This window comes from Methanococcoides alaskense (genome assembly GCF_027594145.1).
GTDB classification, from domain to species: Archaea; Halobacteriota; Methanosarcinia; order Methanosarcinales; family Methanosarcinaceae; genus Methanococcoides; species Methanococcoides alaskense.
The window spans coordinates 563,494-580,071 of record NZ_JAQFFK010000003.1 but is presented as its reverse complement, the minus strand read 5'-3'; the positions used below and the strand labels follow the sequence as shown (position 1 = coordinate 580,071).

The 16,578-nt window shown below is 45.7% G+C and carries 14 protein-coding genes and 1 tRNA gene; all 15 read right to left on the bottom strand.

What is annotated here, in order from left to right; translation table 11 throughout:
* Window positions 1–74 precede the first annotated feature (74 nt).
* Complete coding sequence (locus tag PBV53_RS06735) at window positions 75–500, bottom strand: NusA-like transcription termination signal-binding factor (RefSeq protein WP_270096383.1); 426 nt, start codon at window positions 498–500, stop codon at window positions 75–77.
* Between the two features lie 17 nt (window positions 501–517).
* The gene (locus PBV53_RS06730) at window positions 518–805 is read right to left on the bottom strand and encodes a 50S ribosomal protein L30e (RefSeq protein WP_250867880.1); all 288 of its coding nucleotides are present in this window, start codon (window positions 803–805) and stop codon (window positions 518–520) included.
* Window positions 806–895: 90 nt separating this feature from the next.
* Entirely contained in the window at window positions 896–2,026 is a 1,131-nt protein-coding gene (rpoA2, locus tag PBV53_RS06725; protein WP_438941552.1) for a DNA-directed RNA polymerase subunit A'', read from the bottom strand.
* Window positions 2,027–2,055: 29 nt separating this feature from the next.
* Window positions 2,056–4,701: a DNA-directed RNA polymerase subunit A' gene (locus PBV53_RS06720; protein WP_270096676.1), complete on the bottom strand. Its 2,646-nt coding sequence runs from the start codon at window positions 4,699–4,701 to the stop codon at window positions 2,056–2,058.
* Window positions 4,702–4,712: 11 nt separating this feature from the next.
* Window positions 4,713–6,527: a DNA-directed RNA polymerase subunit B gene (gene rpoB / locus PBV53_RS06715; RefSeq protein ID WP_270096381.1), complete on the bottom strand. Its 1,815-nt coding sequence runs from the start codon at window positions 6,525–6,527 to the stop codon at window positions 4,713–4,715.
* A complete protein-coding gene (locus PBV53_RS06710; protein WP_374708513.1) occupies window positions 6,524–8,161 on the bottom strand; it encodes a DNA-directed RNA polymerase subunit B'' in 1,638 nt (545 codons plus the stop codon). The genes rpoB and PBV53_RS06710 overlap by 4 nt, the downstream gene beginning before the upstream one ends.
* Before the next feature lie 240 nt (window positions 8,162–8,401).
* On the bottom strand, window positions 8,402–8,638 hold the full coding sequence (locus PBV53_RS06705; RefSeq protein ID WP_270096380.1) for a DNA-directed RNA polymerase subunit H: 237 nt from the start codon (window positions 8,636–8,638) through the stop codon (window positions 8,402–8,404).
* A 46-nt stretch (window positions 8,639–8,684) separates the two neighbouring features.
* A tRNA-Lys gene (locus tag PBV53_RS06700) sits at window positions 8,685–8,761 on the bottom strand.
* Window positions 8,762–9,316: 555 nt separating this feature from the next.
* Window positions 9,317–10,552 carry an adenosylhomocysteinase gene (locus PBV53_RS06695; protein WP_270096379.1) on the bottom strand — a complete coding sequence of 412 codons (1,236 nt, stop codon included), beginning with the start codon at window positions 10,550–10,552 and terminating at the stop codon, window positions 9,317–9,319.
* Between the two features lie 50 nt (window positions 10,553–10,602).
* Window positions 10,603–11,907: an amidohydrolase family protein gene (locus PBV53_RS06690; protein WP_270096378.1), complete on the bottom strand. Its 1,305-nt coding sequence runs from the start codon at window positions 11,905–11,907 to the stop codon at window positions 10,603–10,605.
* A 16-nt stretch (window positions 11,908–11,923) separates the two neighbouring features.
* On the bottom strand, window positions 11,924–12,562 hold the full coding sequence (locus PBV53_RS06685) for an HD domain-containing protein (RefSeq protein ID WP_270096377.1): 639 nt from the start codon (window positions 12,560–12,562) through the stop codon (window positions 11,924–11,926).
* 7 nt (window positions 12,563–12,569) lie between these two features.
* A complete protein-coding gene (locus PBV53_RS06680) occupies window positions 12,570–13,325 on the bottom strand; it encodes a 4-phosphopantoate--beta-alanine ligase (protein ID WP_270096376.1) in 756 nt (251 codons plus the stop codon).
* Window positions 13,326–13,339: 14 nt separating this feature from the next.
* The gene (locus tag PBV53_RS06675; protein WP_270096375.1) at window positions 13,340–14,290 is read right to left on the bottom strand and encodes a prohibitin family protein; all 951 of its coding nucleotides are present in this window, start codon (window positions 14,288–14,290) and stop codon (window positions 13,340–13,342) included.
* Window positions 14,291–14,387: 97 nt separating this feature from the next.
* Entirely contained in the window at window positions 14,388–15,269 is an 882-nt protein-coding gene (locus PBV53_RS06670) for a pantoate kinase (RefSeq protein WP_270096374.1), read from the bottom strand.
* Window positions 15,259–16,503 (bottom strand): bifunctional phosphopantothenoylcysteine decarboxylase/phosphopantothenate--cysteine ligase CoaBC, encoded by a 1,245-nt coding sequence (gene coaBC, locus PBV53_RS06665; RefSeq protein WP_270096373.1) that lies wholly within the window; start codon window positions 16,501–16,503, stop codon window positions 15,259–15,261. Before coaBC ends, PBV53_RS06670 begins: the two co-directional genes overlap by 11 nt.
* Between the last annotated feature and the right edge of the window lie 75 nt (window positions 16,504–16,578).

The window sequence follows — 16,578 nt, the reverse complement described above, 5'->3', positions numbered from 1 at the left end:
TATCCTCCCAATTAATTTTCCGTAAATTTTCGTAAATAAATCAGTTGAATTAGATCATTTGTGTGAACAAAAGTTCACTGTAAGATAACATCATCGACATAGTGATGGCGACCTACCACCCTTTTTATCTTATCGATATTGCTTCCATTACGCCCTATAGCAAGCCCTTTTTTATTTGCTGCCACATCCACATAGGCAATTTTCTTATCGCCTTTACTGGATATCCTGACGGACTTAACAGACACAGTACCGAAAGCATTCTTTATAAATGTAACCGGTTCGGCCGAATATTCGATGAGTTCAATGTGTTTGTCAACGGATTTTTTCACCCGATTGAGATTATCCCCACATTTCCCAATAGCTGCACCCATGTCACCAGTATTTACGACATAAATGACCCTATCATCATCGATAATGCAATCCTTAATAGAAGCGTGAGTCACACTTTCAAACAGTGCAATATATCTGATACATTCTGTTGAAAGTCTGATCTCGCCCAAATAATACAACTCCTGAATTAGATCCCTGCAAGTATATCGGATTCGCCTGCATCCATGATCGCCATGGTAGCAATGGTAAATGGCTTACCACATGCAGGACCGAGATCGACACCTGTACCAGCATAATCTAAAATAGGTACGCTGGTTGCCTCGATCTGTTCTCTTATGTTTGCAGGGCAGTTGGATGCAAGAACTACCATCTTTGCTTCGTTTTTAACTGCTGCCTCAATAGTGCGGTTCGCGCCCATGATGACAGTACCTGTCCTGATAACTTTGATAAGTGCTTTATCAATATTAATATCCATTTTACATCAACCCATCCATATTGTCAATTTGAGATTTGTATTCTAATATCTGAATCCTTATATCTACTTTCTGGTTGCAACCCAATGCTCTTAAAGGTCTTTGAGAGGATTTCTTGCAACCAGGTGAACATCACCAGTACCGAGCTTGATCGGCTGACCGACGATAATGTTCTCAGTAACACCATTAAGTTCATCGATGTCACCGCGCATACCAGCATCAAGCAAGTGATTAACAGTAACCTCGAACGCTGCACGGGCAAACACACTGGCCTTCTCACCGGAAATACCGTGACGACCGATCTGCTTTACCTCTCCATCACAGGTCATGATGTCCGACACAAGCATGAGGTGGCGGATATCCACAGTAAGACCCTGCTCACGCAGAGTGTCACTGGCTTCCTTAATAATGGCAAAACGAGCAGCCTCAATGCCGAACACTTCATAGATCTCACCAATATTGTTAGTAGAGGTCCTTGAAAGGTCTATACCTTCGACATCGAGAATTTCCTTAAGCATTGAGCCTTCAGTGTAAAGAGTGTATTCATCGCCATCTTTTCTGATAACTACCCTCTTGATACCCTCAATACCTTTCAAAGTGATACCATGAATGTTCTTGGCAAGCTGGAGCAGATCCCTGTATAAAGGTTCCTTCGGGATCACAATGATCTGATTTGCAACCTCACTGGGGATCTTTACATTTACTTTAAGACCCTCTGCGAGTTTCTCAGCAATGGCATCAACATCAATGCCCCTCTGCAAAAGCATCTTCTCGTTAAGATCTAGGATAAGGTTCATGTTAGCAAGATCGGTCGTAACGTCCGCCAGATGCTCGATATGAGTAGCTTCGATCTCCCATGCGACCTTCCTTGCGAATTCCCTGTCTGCAGCATGCTCTTTGACAAGAGCAACGGTCATCATAGGAGTACTGGGAGTCTTCCTTGCATCCACGATCTCGATAAGACGTGGCAAACCCAACGTAACGTTGATCTCAGCCACACCAGCGTAGTGGAAAGTACGCATGGTCATCTGAGTACCAGGTTCACCAATGGACTGTGCAGAGACCACACCTACCGCCTCACAGGGCTCAACACATGCATAGTCATAGTCTGCCATGACACGTACGATGATCTCTTCCATTTCTTTTTTTGTAACACCGACATCCACTACATCCTTTCTTAACGTAGCAAGTGTCGTCTTTGGAAGCGGAAGACCGCTTATCATAGAATCGATAGTAGCTTCACTGATGGACATTATACCACATCCTTACCTGTAACAGACCTGACAACACGGTGTATTGCCTCAGGCTTACTATAATCACTCTTTGTGGAGTCGATACCATCTTCACCATACTTGAATTGTACAATGACACCTCTCGTCTCACGCACAGAACCATCATACTGAACCTCAAGGTCCTGCAGCGCATTCACAAGACGCCTCTGAAGGTAACCTGACTGAGAAGTACGGACCGCAGTATCCACAAGACCTTCACGGCCACCAATTGCGTGGAAGAAATACTCAGTAGGATTCAATCCGCTCTTGTAACTTGCCTTCACGAAACCGTGAGCATCTGCACCAAGGTCACCCTTATCGAAATGAGGGAGGGTCCTATCTGCATATCCTCTCCTGATACGCTCACCACGAACCGCCTGCTGACCTACACAAGCCGCCATCTGGGTCAAGTTCAAAATAGAACCACGAGCACCAGACCTTGCCATTATAACCGCAGAGTTCTCAAGACCAAGACTCTTATCAGCCATTCCACCAGTATCATCCCTGGCTTTACCCAGGGTCTGCATGATCCTCATTTCAATGGTCTCATCAAGGGTCCTGCCCGGCAAAGCTTCAAGTTCCTTGGCCTCATAAGCCTGAACAAGTTCAGCGACCTCATTTTCAGCATCCTTTAGCCTTACAGCAATGCCTTCCTTGGCCTCTAACGGAATATCCTCATCACTGATACCAAAGCTCAGACCTGTGTGCATAACACCTCTGATAGCAAGCCTTGTGAAATCATCTACGAACTGTGCACCTGCAGTGGTACCGAATTCTTTAACGACCTTATCAAGAACACGCCCTTTGAACGCACCTATAGCCTGCTCATCGATAGTACCTTTGATAAGCTCACCATCTTCGATGACAACATAAGCATCGTACTCACAGTCCCCTTTCTTACAGGTATCACACTTGAAGCATACCTGCGCAGGGAACTCGACATTAAGTCCCTTAGGAAGGATCTGACTGAAGATCTGCTTTCCATCCCAGTAAGGCTCACCATCTTCATGATGTCCCCTAGGCTCTGGAAGTTCACGCAATTCAGACTTGCGGAGAAGCTCCAATGCATCGTTCTTACTAATGAAATTTTGAGTCCTTGTCAAAAGGAACAGACCGGAAATGTGATCGTGGATACCACCGATGATAGGACCACCGAAACGCGGGGAAAGGATGTTTTCCTGAACCTGCATAAGGATACTGGCCTCTGCACGTGATTCTTCGGTCTGAAGAACGTGCATGTTCATCTCATCACCGTCAAAATCAGCATTATATGGCGGACATACAGCAGGATTGAGCTTGAATGTCTTATTAGGGAGTACCTTTACGCGATGAGCCATGATACTCATCTTGTGCAGTGAAGGCTGCCTGTTGAACAGCACGATATCTCCATCCTGCATCTGCCTTTCAATGGTCCATCCAGGCTCGAGCTTCTCAAGAAGTTCTTCTTTGTTGAGATCAGTGACCTTGATACGACGTTCATCTTCACGGATAACATAATTCGCACCCGGATGAACTTCGCGTCCACGGCGAACATATTCACGCATAAGATCAAGGTTCTTTGAAATGACCCTTACAGGAATTGTCATATGTTGTGCAATAGAAAGGGGAACACCGACTTCATTGATACTAAGGTTGGGATCAGGAGATACCACAGTACGTGCTGAGAAGTTCACACGCTTACCTGACAGACTTCCTCTGAAACGTCCTTCCTTACCCTTAAGACGCTGGGTCAATGTCTTCAGCGGCCTTCCTGACCTGTGTCTGGCAGGAGGTACACCTGAAACCTCATTATCGAAATAAGTTGTAAGGTGATATTGCAAAAGCTCCCAAAGGTCCTCAATGATAAGCTGAGGAGCACCAGCATCCCTGTTTTCCTGGAAACGCTGGTTGATACGAATGATGTCCACTAGCTTGTGGGTCAGATCATCCTCACTGCGCTGACCGGATTCAAGCGTGATGGATGGCCTCACAGTGACCGGAGGTACCGGAAGAACTGTAAGGATCATCCATTCAGGACGGGCAGTATCAGGGTTCATCCCCATTACACGGACATCATCATCTGAGATGTTCTCGAACCTGTCCCTTATCTCGGTAGGGGTCAGCTTATGACCATTCTCAATATACTCACTTGGCTTCTCGAACTTTATATCGAGCTGTTCCTCATTACAGTAAGGGCAGGTCTTTGACTTCCTTGCTTCCTTGAAGACATTATTGATAACATCATCAGGAAGGTGACCCATGCCCTTCTGCTTGGCCAGCTGTTCAAGGAAGTCCCTCTTCTTGCCTTCCTCAAGCAGAAGAGAACTGCACTTGCAACAGACCGAACGTAAGATCTTACGAAGGATCTTATTGAAACCAACGTGGATAACAGGTGCCACAAGTTCGATATGCCCGAAGTGACCAGGGCATTCACCAGCACGGCTTCCACAAGACTTACATTTAAGTCCAGGATCGATCACACCAAGACGCAGGTCCATAAGACCCATGTCTATCGGATAACCGTCATCATCATAGGTATCCGCAGTTATGATCGATGTAACGCTCATTTTACGTACTTCGCGCGGAGAGATCAAACCGAATTTGATCGCACCGATCCTCTTTGGTATTGAAGGTACCATATTGTCCATCTGCATTATTATCACACCGCATCATCAAGTCTAAGTCTTGGAGCAACCCCAAGGGATTTAATCTCATCAAGAAGCAACTTGAACGCATAGCTCATTTCCACCGGGTGAATGTCCGTTTCAGCACCACAGTTCGAACAGTATCTGATATTACGTGTCCTGTCAAAGGTTGCCACCATACCACAGTGTCCACATACGAGTTCTACGACCTTATCAGACTCATCGAGAAGCCTTTCCTTCAAGGTCATCGCAGCACCGTGTCCGATCAGTACATCTCTTTCCATTTCACCAAACCTAAGACCTCCTTCACGAGCACGTCCCTCAGTTGGCTGACGGGTCAATACCTGCACAGGACCTCTGGACCTTGCATGGATCTTTGATGCGACCATGTGGTGAAGCTTCTGGTAAAGGATAACACCAACGAAAACATCTGCCTGGATCTTCTTACCGGTAACCCCATCACTGAACACCTCTTTTCCTGTGTGCGAGAAACCATTACTCTGAAGCCCTGCACGGATACCATCCTCCTTATCACCGGAGAATGCAGTACCCCTCATACGCCGACCTTCAATTGAACCAAGTTTCCCACCGATCATTTCCAGAACGTGGGCAACGGTCATACGTGAAGGGATCGCGTGAGGATTAATAACAAGATCAGGGACCATACCCAGTTCTGTAAATGGCATATCATGATATGGAACTATCAAACCGATAACTCCCTTCTGACCGTGCCTTGATGCGAACTTGTCACCGATCTCAGGGATCCTTTCATCCCTTATCTTCACCTTTGCAAGCCTTGTACCATTGATAGACTCAGTAAGAATAACAGTATCAACGATACCTTTCTCGTTCGAGCGCATCGTAATTGCACTTTCCCTGCGCTGTTCAATGGCTATACCAAAGTCAGACTGCTCTTCAAGGAACCTTGGAGGACTCGTCTTGCCGATAAGCACATCATTTGGACCTACAACTGTCTCAGGGTTCACAAGACCATCAATATCGAGGTTTGCATATGCATCTGCACTGCGGGCACCTCTGAACTCAGAATCAGGGATCTCGAACTTGTCTTCCTGGCCACCAGGATAACGGCGTTCTTCACCTTCAAAGGTTCTCAGGAAGTGGCTTCTTCCAAGACCCCTCTCAATGGAACCTTTATTGAAAACCAGTGCATCCTCAATATTATGCCCTTCGTAGGACATGACAGCGACAACGAAGTTCTGTCCAGCCGGACGGTCATCGAAATGGATAGCATCACAAGTCTGAGTACGCGTCATTGCCTTCTGCGGATAGTGAAGCACATGCGCACGTGTATCAGGCCTAAGTTTCAGGTTGGATGAAGAAACCCCGATACACTGCTTGATCATAGCTGCACCCATGGTGTTCCTCGGAGAAGCATTATGCTCCGGATATGGGACCATACCAGTACAGATACCAAGCATTAGGGAGGGGTCGATCTCAAGATGGGTGTGTTTAGGAGTAAGGTCCTTTTCATAAAGACCAATGAACACATTCTCTTCCTCCTCAGCATCTAGATATTCAACAAAACCCATATCCAGAATATCACGGAACGAGATCTCGCCGTCTCGGAGCTTTTCGATATGTTCCTCAGTGATCAGCGGAACACCATCTTTGACAACGAGGGCAGGCCTTCTTGCACGACCCATATCAGAGCTTATGATTACTTCGTGAATATCCTCATAAAGAGTTACATTCAACTGATCAGGCAACATACCACTGCGGCGCTGCCCCCTTATACTCTCGACAAGCTCTACCGGATCATCGTTAGTTCCGATAAATTCTCCATCGAGGAAGACTTTTGCTTCAGTCATTCTTGCACCTCCGTCTCATCGCCGCCCACGGGATCGGCATTTTCATCCATGTACTTATGATAATCAACAACGTTGGGCTCAGACTCTACCTTGGTTTCGGTTTCGACCTTGACAGCAGGTTCTTCGCCCTCATCATGAGGAGTCAATTCCAAGTCTTCCTCATAATCCACATCAGCAGCCAATTCCAAGATAATTTCCGGAACATAGATCTCCACAGGAGTTACACCAAGTCCGTAAATGACATTCTTAACAACTTCCTTATCCTCTATACCAGTAGAAAGCTCGACCATCTGGGCAAAGTTCTTCACCAGACCACAATTAGGACCTTCGGGAGTCTCTGAAGGACAAAGGCGTCCCCATTGAGTAGGATGCAGATCACGAGCCTCAAAGTGAGGCTGCGCCCTTGAAAGTGGAGAAATGACACGCCTTAAGTGAGAAAGAGTTGAGATGTAATCCGTGCGGTCAAGCAACTGAGAAACACCACTTCTACCGCCTACCCAGTTACCTGTGGCAAGGGGGTGCTGAAGACGGTCTGTAAGAACATCCGCACGCACAAGTGTCGCTACGTTCAATTCCCTGTTCCTCATGTTAGCCCTTTCAAGCTGGTATTTTACATCACGTGCAAGACGGTTGAAAGCTACCCTGAAAAGATCTTCCATAAGGTCACCGGTCAACTTAAGCCTCTTGTTGGAGTAGTGATCCTTATCATCATCTGAGCGCCTTTTAAGAGCAAGCTCGAAACATGACTCTGCCATCCTACCAAGGAAATGTGCCTTTGGTATCCTGTCAGCAGGATCGTTGCCAAGGTGTGGAAGAAGATAACGGTCGATCACATAGTTCGCACGCTTCATCTGGTATTCCCTTGCCTGCCCGGAAGCCACACGACCACCGATCTTCTCAATAGCATCTTCTATTGTGAAGACCTCTGCCTCTTCGAGGTTCTCGAACATGAACTTCATTATCTCAGGATCAGTCGAGACGATCTTTGCGACATCTTCATCGGTCTCAACACCCAGAGCACGCATCAATGTAATGAAGTTGACACGTCCGGATATAGATGGGAATGAGATCTCCAGAAGGGATTTCCTGCCTCTTTCCACAACTACCAGTGCCCTGTAACCTCTCCTCTGAGAGAACACCTTTGAAACTTCGATGGAGTCACCGTACCGCTCACCGAGCTCAGTAAGGATCTTGTTAGGGGCAAGGTCCTCAAGTGTCATCACGACACGTTCAGTACCATTTACAATGAAATATCCCCCAGGATCAAGCGGATCCTCACCATGTTGGATCATTTCGGCATCGTTTATACCAACAAGGTTACAGATCTCCGATTTGATCATTACAGGAAGCTGGCCGACCTTTGCCTCCCTTGGCTCTCCTTCCTCACCATTCTGTACAACAGACATTTCCAGGAAAAGAGGAGCAGAATAAGAAAGGTTACGCAACCTTGCCTCGTTTGGATACAATTTCTCAATTGCACCATCTGCTTCCTTTACTACTGGATGTTCCACCCTTATCTTACCAAGTTTGACATAGATATCCTCGAGATCGGTCTCGATAATACCTTGTTCATTAATGATCTTTTGAAGACCATGTTTGACAAACTTGTTATAAGAGTCAATGTGATGCTGCACAATCTTGTCCTTTGTGAAATAGGCTTCTGATAATACGCTCGTGTCTAACGCGATGATAGCACCCTCTTTTAATTAATTGGATTTTAGAAAGAAAAATTAGTGGAATTAACGGTCACTGCGACCATATAGGCAGTCACAGTATCAACTCGGTCGAATGCACCCTCGAAACAATGCATTAAAAAGCAACCAAAATAAGTGGATAAAGAATAAACAAGATATTTCAAATATTAAAACCTCGTTTCACTCTATTACATATCTGTAATACAGTGCTTCACCTGCAGTCTGGCTTTTGCGAATAACCTTCACAACATTGCCAGGCTCCGCACCAATTTCAAGTGCGATAGGATCTGTTACTTTCAACTTAGGTAACTGTTCCCTTTCAACATTATAATGTGCCAGGACAGTTTTCAGATCATCCTCATCCATAACTTCATGATGGGGGATTAATTCGTGGTCAAGCAGGCTGAACTTACTCAAATTTACTCCTCCTAAAAAATATGCAAGCAATATATCCATGAATTGCTGGCGGGCTTGTAGGGATTTGAACCCTAGACCGTCTGGTTAAAAGCCAGACGCTCTGCCTGACTAAGCTACAAGCCCACGGCGACTACTGCACTGGCACCATAAATGCCACGTCATACAGCGAGGTAACAAGGGAACACTAGTATATAAGCATTCCTATTGCACGTTGCGTATATTTTTGGAGTGAACATACTTGATCCACAAATACAAAATACATATTGAAATATAAATGAAAGAGGTATGAAATTATCAATACATATTTATAGGATTATTTTCACTTTTTACAAAGTTAACCCATTTTCATATGGAATTATTGAACATTCGGCCCTTATCAACATCAAGCGCATATATCAGACCGATAACGCACTAACCAGATCTTTGCAAAGTACTATTCAGCCTGAATAACAACTTACAGATAAAGTTGCACCAATAACCGCAAAGAGAGTTAGAATATTGCATTCTCGGGATTTCCATTATATGCCTCTCATTATATAAGCTTTGACCCCGAAAAGCACCAACAAATGACTTGAATGTATCAAAAAAGAAGATATATACACTGAAATTTTAAATTTTGAACATACTGATCAAAACAATAAAAAGAAAAAACAATTAAAAAAAATAATTACAGGACAATTATGTCCCGCACTCCCATCCTTCCATATATTCGGTCTGATGAGGTTCAAGTTTATCAATTTCAATGCCCATTGATTTCAATTTCAATTCGGCAACATACATATCAAGATCATGAGGCACAGGATGTACACCATTCTCAAGTTTGGTCTCAGCAATATATTTGACACAAAGCGCCTGATTTGCAAAGCTCATATCCATGACCTCTGCAGGATGACCATCGCCTGCTGCAAGATTTACAAGTCTGCCATCTGCAAGAACGTTGATTCTCTTACCCGCAACATTGTACTCCTTGATATTTTTCCTGACCGTCCTTACAGAACTGGCCATGGCAGTCAGCTCCTCAAGATTGATCTCCACATTGAAGTGACCTGAATTTGCAAGAATTGCACCATCTTTCATTACTTCAAAGTGCTTCTTTGAAAGGATATCGACATTACCCGTAGTTGTGACGAATATATCACCATACTTTGCAGCCTCGGTCATGGACATGACCCGGTGACCATCCATACGAGCCTCGAGTGCACGAATAGGGTCGATCTCTGTCACAATGACATCCGCACCAAGTCCTGAAGCACGCAGGGAAGCACCCTTACCACACCAGCCATATCCACCGATAACGACGGTCTTTCCAGCAACCAGAAGATTGGTGGTCCTCATGATACCATCCCATGATGACTGACCTGTACCATACCTATTATCGAAAAGGAATTTTGTCATTGCATCGTTTACCGCAACAACAGGCATCTTCAAGGCACCATCATTCTCCATTGCCTTAAGCCTGTGAATACCGGTAGTGGTCTCCTCACAGCCACCAAGGAGTCCAGAGAGCAGATCTGTGCGCTCGGTATGAAGCTTGAAGATAAGGTCTGCACCATCATCAATAGTGATATCAGGTTTCATATCAAGCACTTTATTGATAGCCTCATAATATTCATCACTGCAGCAATCATACTTTGCATAGCATTTGATATTATCACGCGTATTGAGAGCTACTGAAACATCATCCTGTGTGCTCAACGGATTACAACCTGTAATAGCCACTTCAGCGCCACCGAGGGCAAGTGCCTCCACAAGAGCAGCTGTCTTTGCTTCGACATGCAACGCCATTGCGATCTTATGTCCTTTCAAAGGCTGTTCACGTTCGAAGTTCTCACGAATGATAGAAAGTACAGGCATGTGACTGCGCACCCACCCGATCTTCATATCACCGGATTCTATCAGATCTTTATCACTCATATTTATATCTCCAGTATAAATTCAAATATTGTATAACAAAACGGACCGTATCAGTTCTTGGCATCGACCCTTGCCACCAGATCGGAAGCCGCCTCTTTAGCATCATCGATGATCTTCTGCTCGTCCATGCAAAGCACCTTATGATCATCCATAAGAAGCTTACCATTAACAATAGAAGTCCTCACGTCACTCCCACCTGCCGAATATACCAATTGTGAAGGTACATCGAACAACGGAGTCAGGTGTGATCGGTTCATGTCAACAATTATAACATCTGCATTATAACCTTTCCTCAACATCCCACTCTTAATATCAAGTGCATTTGCCCCACTGACAGTGGCCATCTCAAGCACCTTCCTCGCAGGAAGTGCAGTTGGGTCCATTGTATCCACCTTTTGCAACAATGTGGCAGTTTTCATCTCATCGAACATATCGAGATTATTATTGGAAGCACAACCATCAGTACCAAGACAGACATTTGCCCCCCTATCAAGTAACTTCGTCACCGGTGCGACACCTGATGCCAGCTTCATATTGCTCACCGGATTATGTGAGATATTGACATTATTGTTGGCCAGGATGTCCATGTCCCCATCAGAGAGCCAGACACAATGTGCTGCAAGAACATCAGGTCCAAGGAAATCGATACTATCCAGCATATTAACAGAACACATGCCGTACTGCTCCTTCATCTGGTTAAGTTCAGCCTCGGTCTCAAGCACATGAATATGTATCTTAGCATTATCTGCGACAGCCTGTTCTTTTACTTTAATGAGGAATTCCTTTGAACAGGTATTGGGTGCATGCGGACCATACATTGCAGAGATCCTTCCGTCCGCCTTCCCGTTCCACTCGTTCACAAACCCTTTACCTTTCTTAAGTTCGTTCTTCCCCTTTTCAGCATCCCCCAGTTCGATCATACCATAGGAAAGAGCGGCCCTTAGGCCTGAAGACTCCACGACCGTACCGACCTCTTCCATGAAGAAGTACATATCTGCAAAGGCCACGGTTCCGCTTTTGATCATTTCCAGACATGCAAGGTTCGTACCTGCGACCACGTCTGATGCAGTAAGCTCAGCTTCTGCCGGCCAGATGTGGTCCTGAAGCCAGGACGCAAGCGGAAGATCATCTGCATAACCCCTGAAAAGCGTCATTCCTGCATGGGTATGAGTATTAACAAAACCCGGCATAACGACGCCGCCACGTGCATCGATAACAGTATCTGCTGTAGCTTCAGTTGACTCGGCAACCTCGACTATACTGCCATCGTCTATAACCACAACCCCGTTTTTAAGGTCCCCTAACTCAGGGTCCATTGTCAGAACATAACCATTCTTAATTATAATATCCGCCATATGATCACTATACCTGTTACTTGTTCGATGTTTCGGCCTCAAGTGCATCAAGGTATTGATGCATTATCCTGAGCCTGTCCGCTGCAATCGTCTTTGCAGTCGTAGTGTTTAAGCCATCCATTATTTTAAAAGGTTTCATTTCCATATATTCAGCAAAGCCATCCAGAGGATCTGCTGCATAAGCATTCCGTGATGAACTTTTCTCGACCCCGCTGGAATGTTTCAAGCTACGCAAAGCACCCATTGACATTACCGCCCTGAATATCCCGATAGCTCCAAGAGCATCGATACGATCGGCATCCTGCAATATCTGCCCTTCGAGCGATTCGGCCTTGTGCCCCCGACTGAACCGGTGTGTACGGATGCAGGAAACGACATGATCGACGACCGACAGCTCAACGCCTTCCTTCATGAGAAGATCATACGCCATCTCAGCACTATGAGCAGCATGGTCGCCACCTTCACGATGCTCTTTCACCACACCCACATCATGGAGCAAAGCTGCAAGACGTATGACCTGAAGGTCACCACCTTCCTCACTCTGTATCACCATACAAGTGGATTCCACACGTTCAATGTGAGACATCTCATGAGAACTTGGCTCATCTGCAAGCACATCCGCAACGAACTTACGTGTTCTTTCAATAAGGACCATACAAACCTCACATATCAGTGATCATACCATCGAGCATGTCACGTATCTCAAGAACAGCTTCTGACAATATCCTGCCATTGTCATACTCGTCCACTATTTTCTGAAGCTCAAGAAGATCAAGCTTTTTTAGTTCGATCGCAAGTCCGGCCATATTTGCAAGCGCCCTGACAACATTATCAACAATGGTCACACTTGCGGCCCGGGACGTACGTGACATCGGATTCAGGTCTATGGCGATAACGGTCTTACCCATATCAACAAGTTTCTGACATCGGTCACCATCCTCAAGAGGTACAAGCACGACATCCGCATTGTAAATACCATCCGAGTCCACGATCCCTCGGCCATGGTCCAGAGAAAGCCTTGCATCCCCCTTCCCACCAAGCACCTCAGAAGCACCCTTTTGTTTAAGATGAGAGATTATACGCTCCACGCGTTCATCACTGCGGTGGAACAGATTCACTTCAAGCGGAGCATCGACAAGTTCAGAAAACTCCACAAGGAACTCCGGCACAAGGGCCGCAGCATTTCCATTAACAGAAAGGATAGGACGCTCAGCAAGAAGAAGCATACAGACAGCTACTTTCTCTGCCAGAAAAGCAGAGGTGGTGGTCCTCTCACCAACAAGATAGTCGAAACACTCACCTCTGCCCTGTGCAACCAGTCCCTGTTGACTGGTAATTCCAATATCTACACCCTCGACTATACGCTCCCTTGTCATAAGGGAAGCGTAGCGAGGGTGATCTTTAGGAATATCACTCATACTTACCACATATCTTAGGCAGTAGCATCAAGGATAATTCCCTGGTCCGAAGGTACTATCAAGGTCTGCACTTCCTGACTCTCAAGCATCTGTATGTACTTGTAGTTGATAAGCTTCGGGTTCTTTGCAAGTTCTTGATTGACCAGACGCAGAGCTTCTGCCTCACCGGTTGCCTCAACGATCGTAGCATTGGCGATACCATTAGCTTCGATGATCCTTCTTTCAGCTTCGAGCTGCTCTTTCTGTTTCACGAAGATCATCCTCTGAGCATCCTGATCCGCCTGAAGCTTGGATTCAATAGCATCAGCGATCTTTGTTGGAAGCTGGACATTCCTGAGCAGAACCTCTTCAACTATTATACCATCGGCAACTAGAGCCTTTTCCATCTCCAACTGCATTTCAGTAGCCACAAGGTCCCTTTGCTCACCATATATGGCCATGGCAGTTTGACCGGAAACAACTTCCCTTATAACTGATTTGATAGTAGGTCTGATGATCTTCTGTGCATAAGCAGTACCCAGTTTAGAATGAACAACGCTTGCATCATCTGCAACAAGCCTGTACCTGACAGATATATCAAGCCCAAGTGTCAATCCCTCAATGGTCAATGCATTTATCTGGTCATCTCCGACAACTTCACCTTCTGCAGCTTTGGCACTCATTGTATACATCTCACTCCGGACAGAATACTTTGTAACGCTTACCCAGGGAGGTACAATATGCAAACCTTCACCAAGTTCATCATCCATTACACCACCGAACTGACTGAACTTCACTCCGACCTGTCCTGCACCAATTGAAACGAATATAGATCCGAACACTGCCGAAAAGATAAGCAATATCACAAGAACTATTGCACCACCACGAAGGATGTTTGCCACCATCGGAGGGATATTTATCTCCGGCATCTGTGGGTCTTTAGTACTTTTTGGGCCTTTGGGATCCCAATCATCTTCCATTACCATAATCTTTGCTCCTTTTTTATAGAATAAAACTGAATTATAATATATACACCGATAGTTGTTAGGTCTTCTTCAATGTTGCGAACAGAAAGTACTGAGATCAAATATCCAAAGGAAGGAGATTACAAGAACCAACATTGTAGGTAATGACATCACCGAACTCCTTAAGGGATCCCATCACTTCCTCTCTCGAAGCCTTTCCTGAAATCGCAAAAATAGTGTTCCCCAGCATTGCCTGTGATGGCATACCACCAATAGCACCCACAGCTTCCATAGCATCCAACAAGCAGTCACTGAAAAGCCCGCATCTTAATGTGAACTGTTTCGAGAGTTCCATGAAATTCTCCAGCGTAGGCCTTGAAAGCAACGAGCGCAAAGCTTCCCTGCCAGCAGAATTGATCTCACGCATAATAGCACTGTCCTCAAGAATAGAACCGGTGGAGAGTTCACCCAACACAACACAGATGATCTCGAAAGGAGGAGAGGGGACCCTGTCAAGCTTACCATGCGGAGGACAGCCTGCAGACAGACGGATGGGAATCCCACCCTGTGACTGACCTTCAACATCACCCATCCCACTTCCATTCGTGACCTCTGCAATATGAGCGGTCTCTAACAACTGATTAGAAGTAAGATCCAGAGAGAAGGCTTCGTTCAATGCATAGGCCACGCTCAGCGCACCTGCGGCGGAAGCACCAAAACCACACCCGATCGGAATAGAGGAGGTACAACTGACCTTGACCGGGAAATCAACTAATTGTTCCACAACAGCCCTCGTGGTCTCTGCTAACACAGGGATACCATCAAGGATGATTTCCGTCCTATCCATACTTTCAGAAACTGTGGTCTCAATACCCCCATCAAGAACAAGACCGCAGCCGGTAGAACCGCGCTTTTGAGGCAGAGGGTCATCGTGGATCTCAAAAAAACCGGTAATATGTCCCGGAGCAAAAGCCCTTCCAACAGGACCCTCAGTGGACATTTAATTCCCTTTTGGTCAACATATCTTCTATATTACCCGCCAATGCTTCAGCTATCAGTCTTTTGCTCCCACTGACATGAGTGATCTCACCATTCTCAGCAGGTATTATGTAGACATCGTTCTCAATTGTACCCATGCCGCTGGTACCGACCTCATTGGCCACGACCATGTCCAGATCCGCATCCTTCATCGAATCTTTTGCCCGGGCAATAAGCTCATCTTCAGAAATGTATGCCTCTGCCTTGAACCCAATTACAGAGATATCTGGATAAGCATCACGCACCTCACGTATAAGTTTACGGGTGCTCCTGAACTTCAATGACAGATCACCACCGGACTTGATCTTATCATCCCTGGCATCAATGGTATAATCAGATATCGCTGCCGCACTGATAAGCATATCATAATCGTGCTCAAGTTCCTTTAATGTAGCATCCACCATCTGACCGGCATTCTCCACCAGTATCTCGCTGATACCATCAAACTCGAGATTGCCCCTATGGACCACAGTAACATCTGCACCCCTGCGATAGAATTCCAGTGCGATCTCTCTGCCAGTGACACCTGAAGAACGATTGGTGACAATTCTGATAGGATCAATGGATTCTGCTGTCGCTCCACTCGTAATTAGCACCTTTTTACCTGAAAGGACACTATCCCCAAGAACACGCTCCGCAGCAAGCACTATCTGATCATTCGATGCTATCTTTGCCACACCCTCACTGAGATGAGGACCAACAAATGAAATATCCCAGCTCTTTAGCTTATCGATGTTTTCCATCACTGCCGGATGTTCATACATGGAATTATGCATAGCAGGTACAACTATTACCGAAATACCGGAACCTATGGCCGTGGTCGCAAAAGTAGTTACAGGAGTGTCATCCACTCCAACTGCCATCTTACCAATAGTGTTGGCAGTTGCCGGTGCTATCAGTAGAAGATCGGCACAACCTTCAGCACCACAGAACTTCACATGTTCGACCTCACCGGCAAGGTCAGTGATCACTTCATGTCCTGTTGCATAGTGCAGCGCATCCTTATGGATTATATGCTGTGCAGCCTCGCTCATCACACCATAGACATCTGCACCATTACGAATGAGTTCACGTGCAAGTTCTATGACCCTTACTGCACCTATACTGCCTGTTACTGCAAGAACTATCGTCTTTCCGGAAAGAGAGGCACTTTTCTGCCCCTTTATCCACATGGTAGGATGGCGTGAGGTATTCATCAGACAGGATTTGTATTCTAGTAATAAGTACCTTACTGAATGTTTTAAGGATATATGACAGATTTTTTATTTATG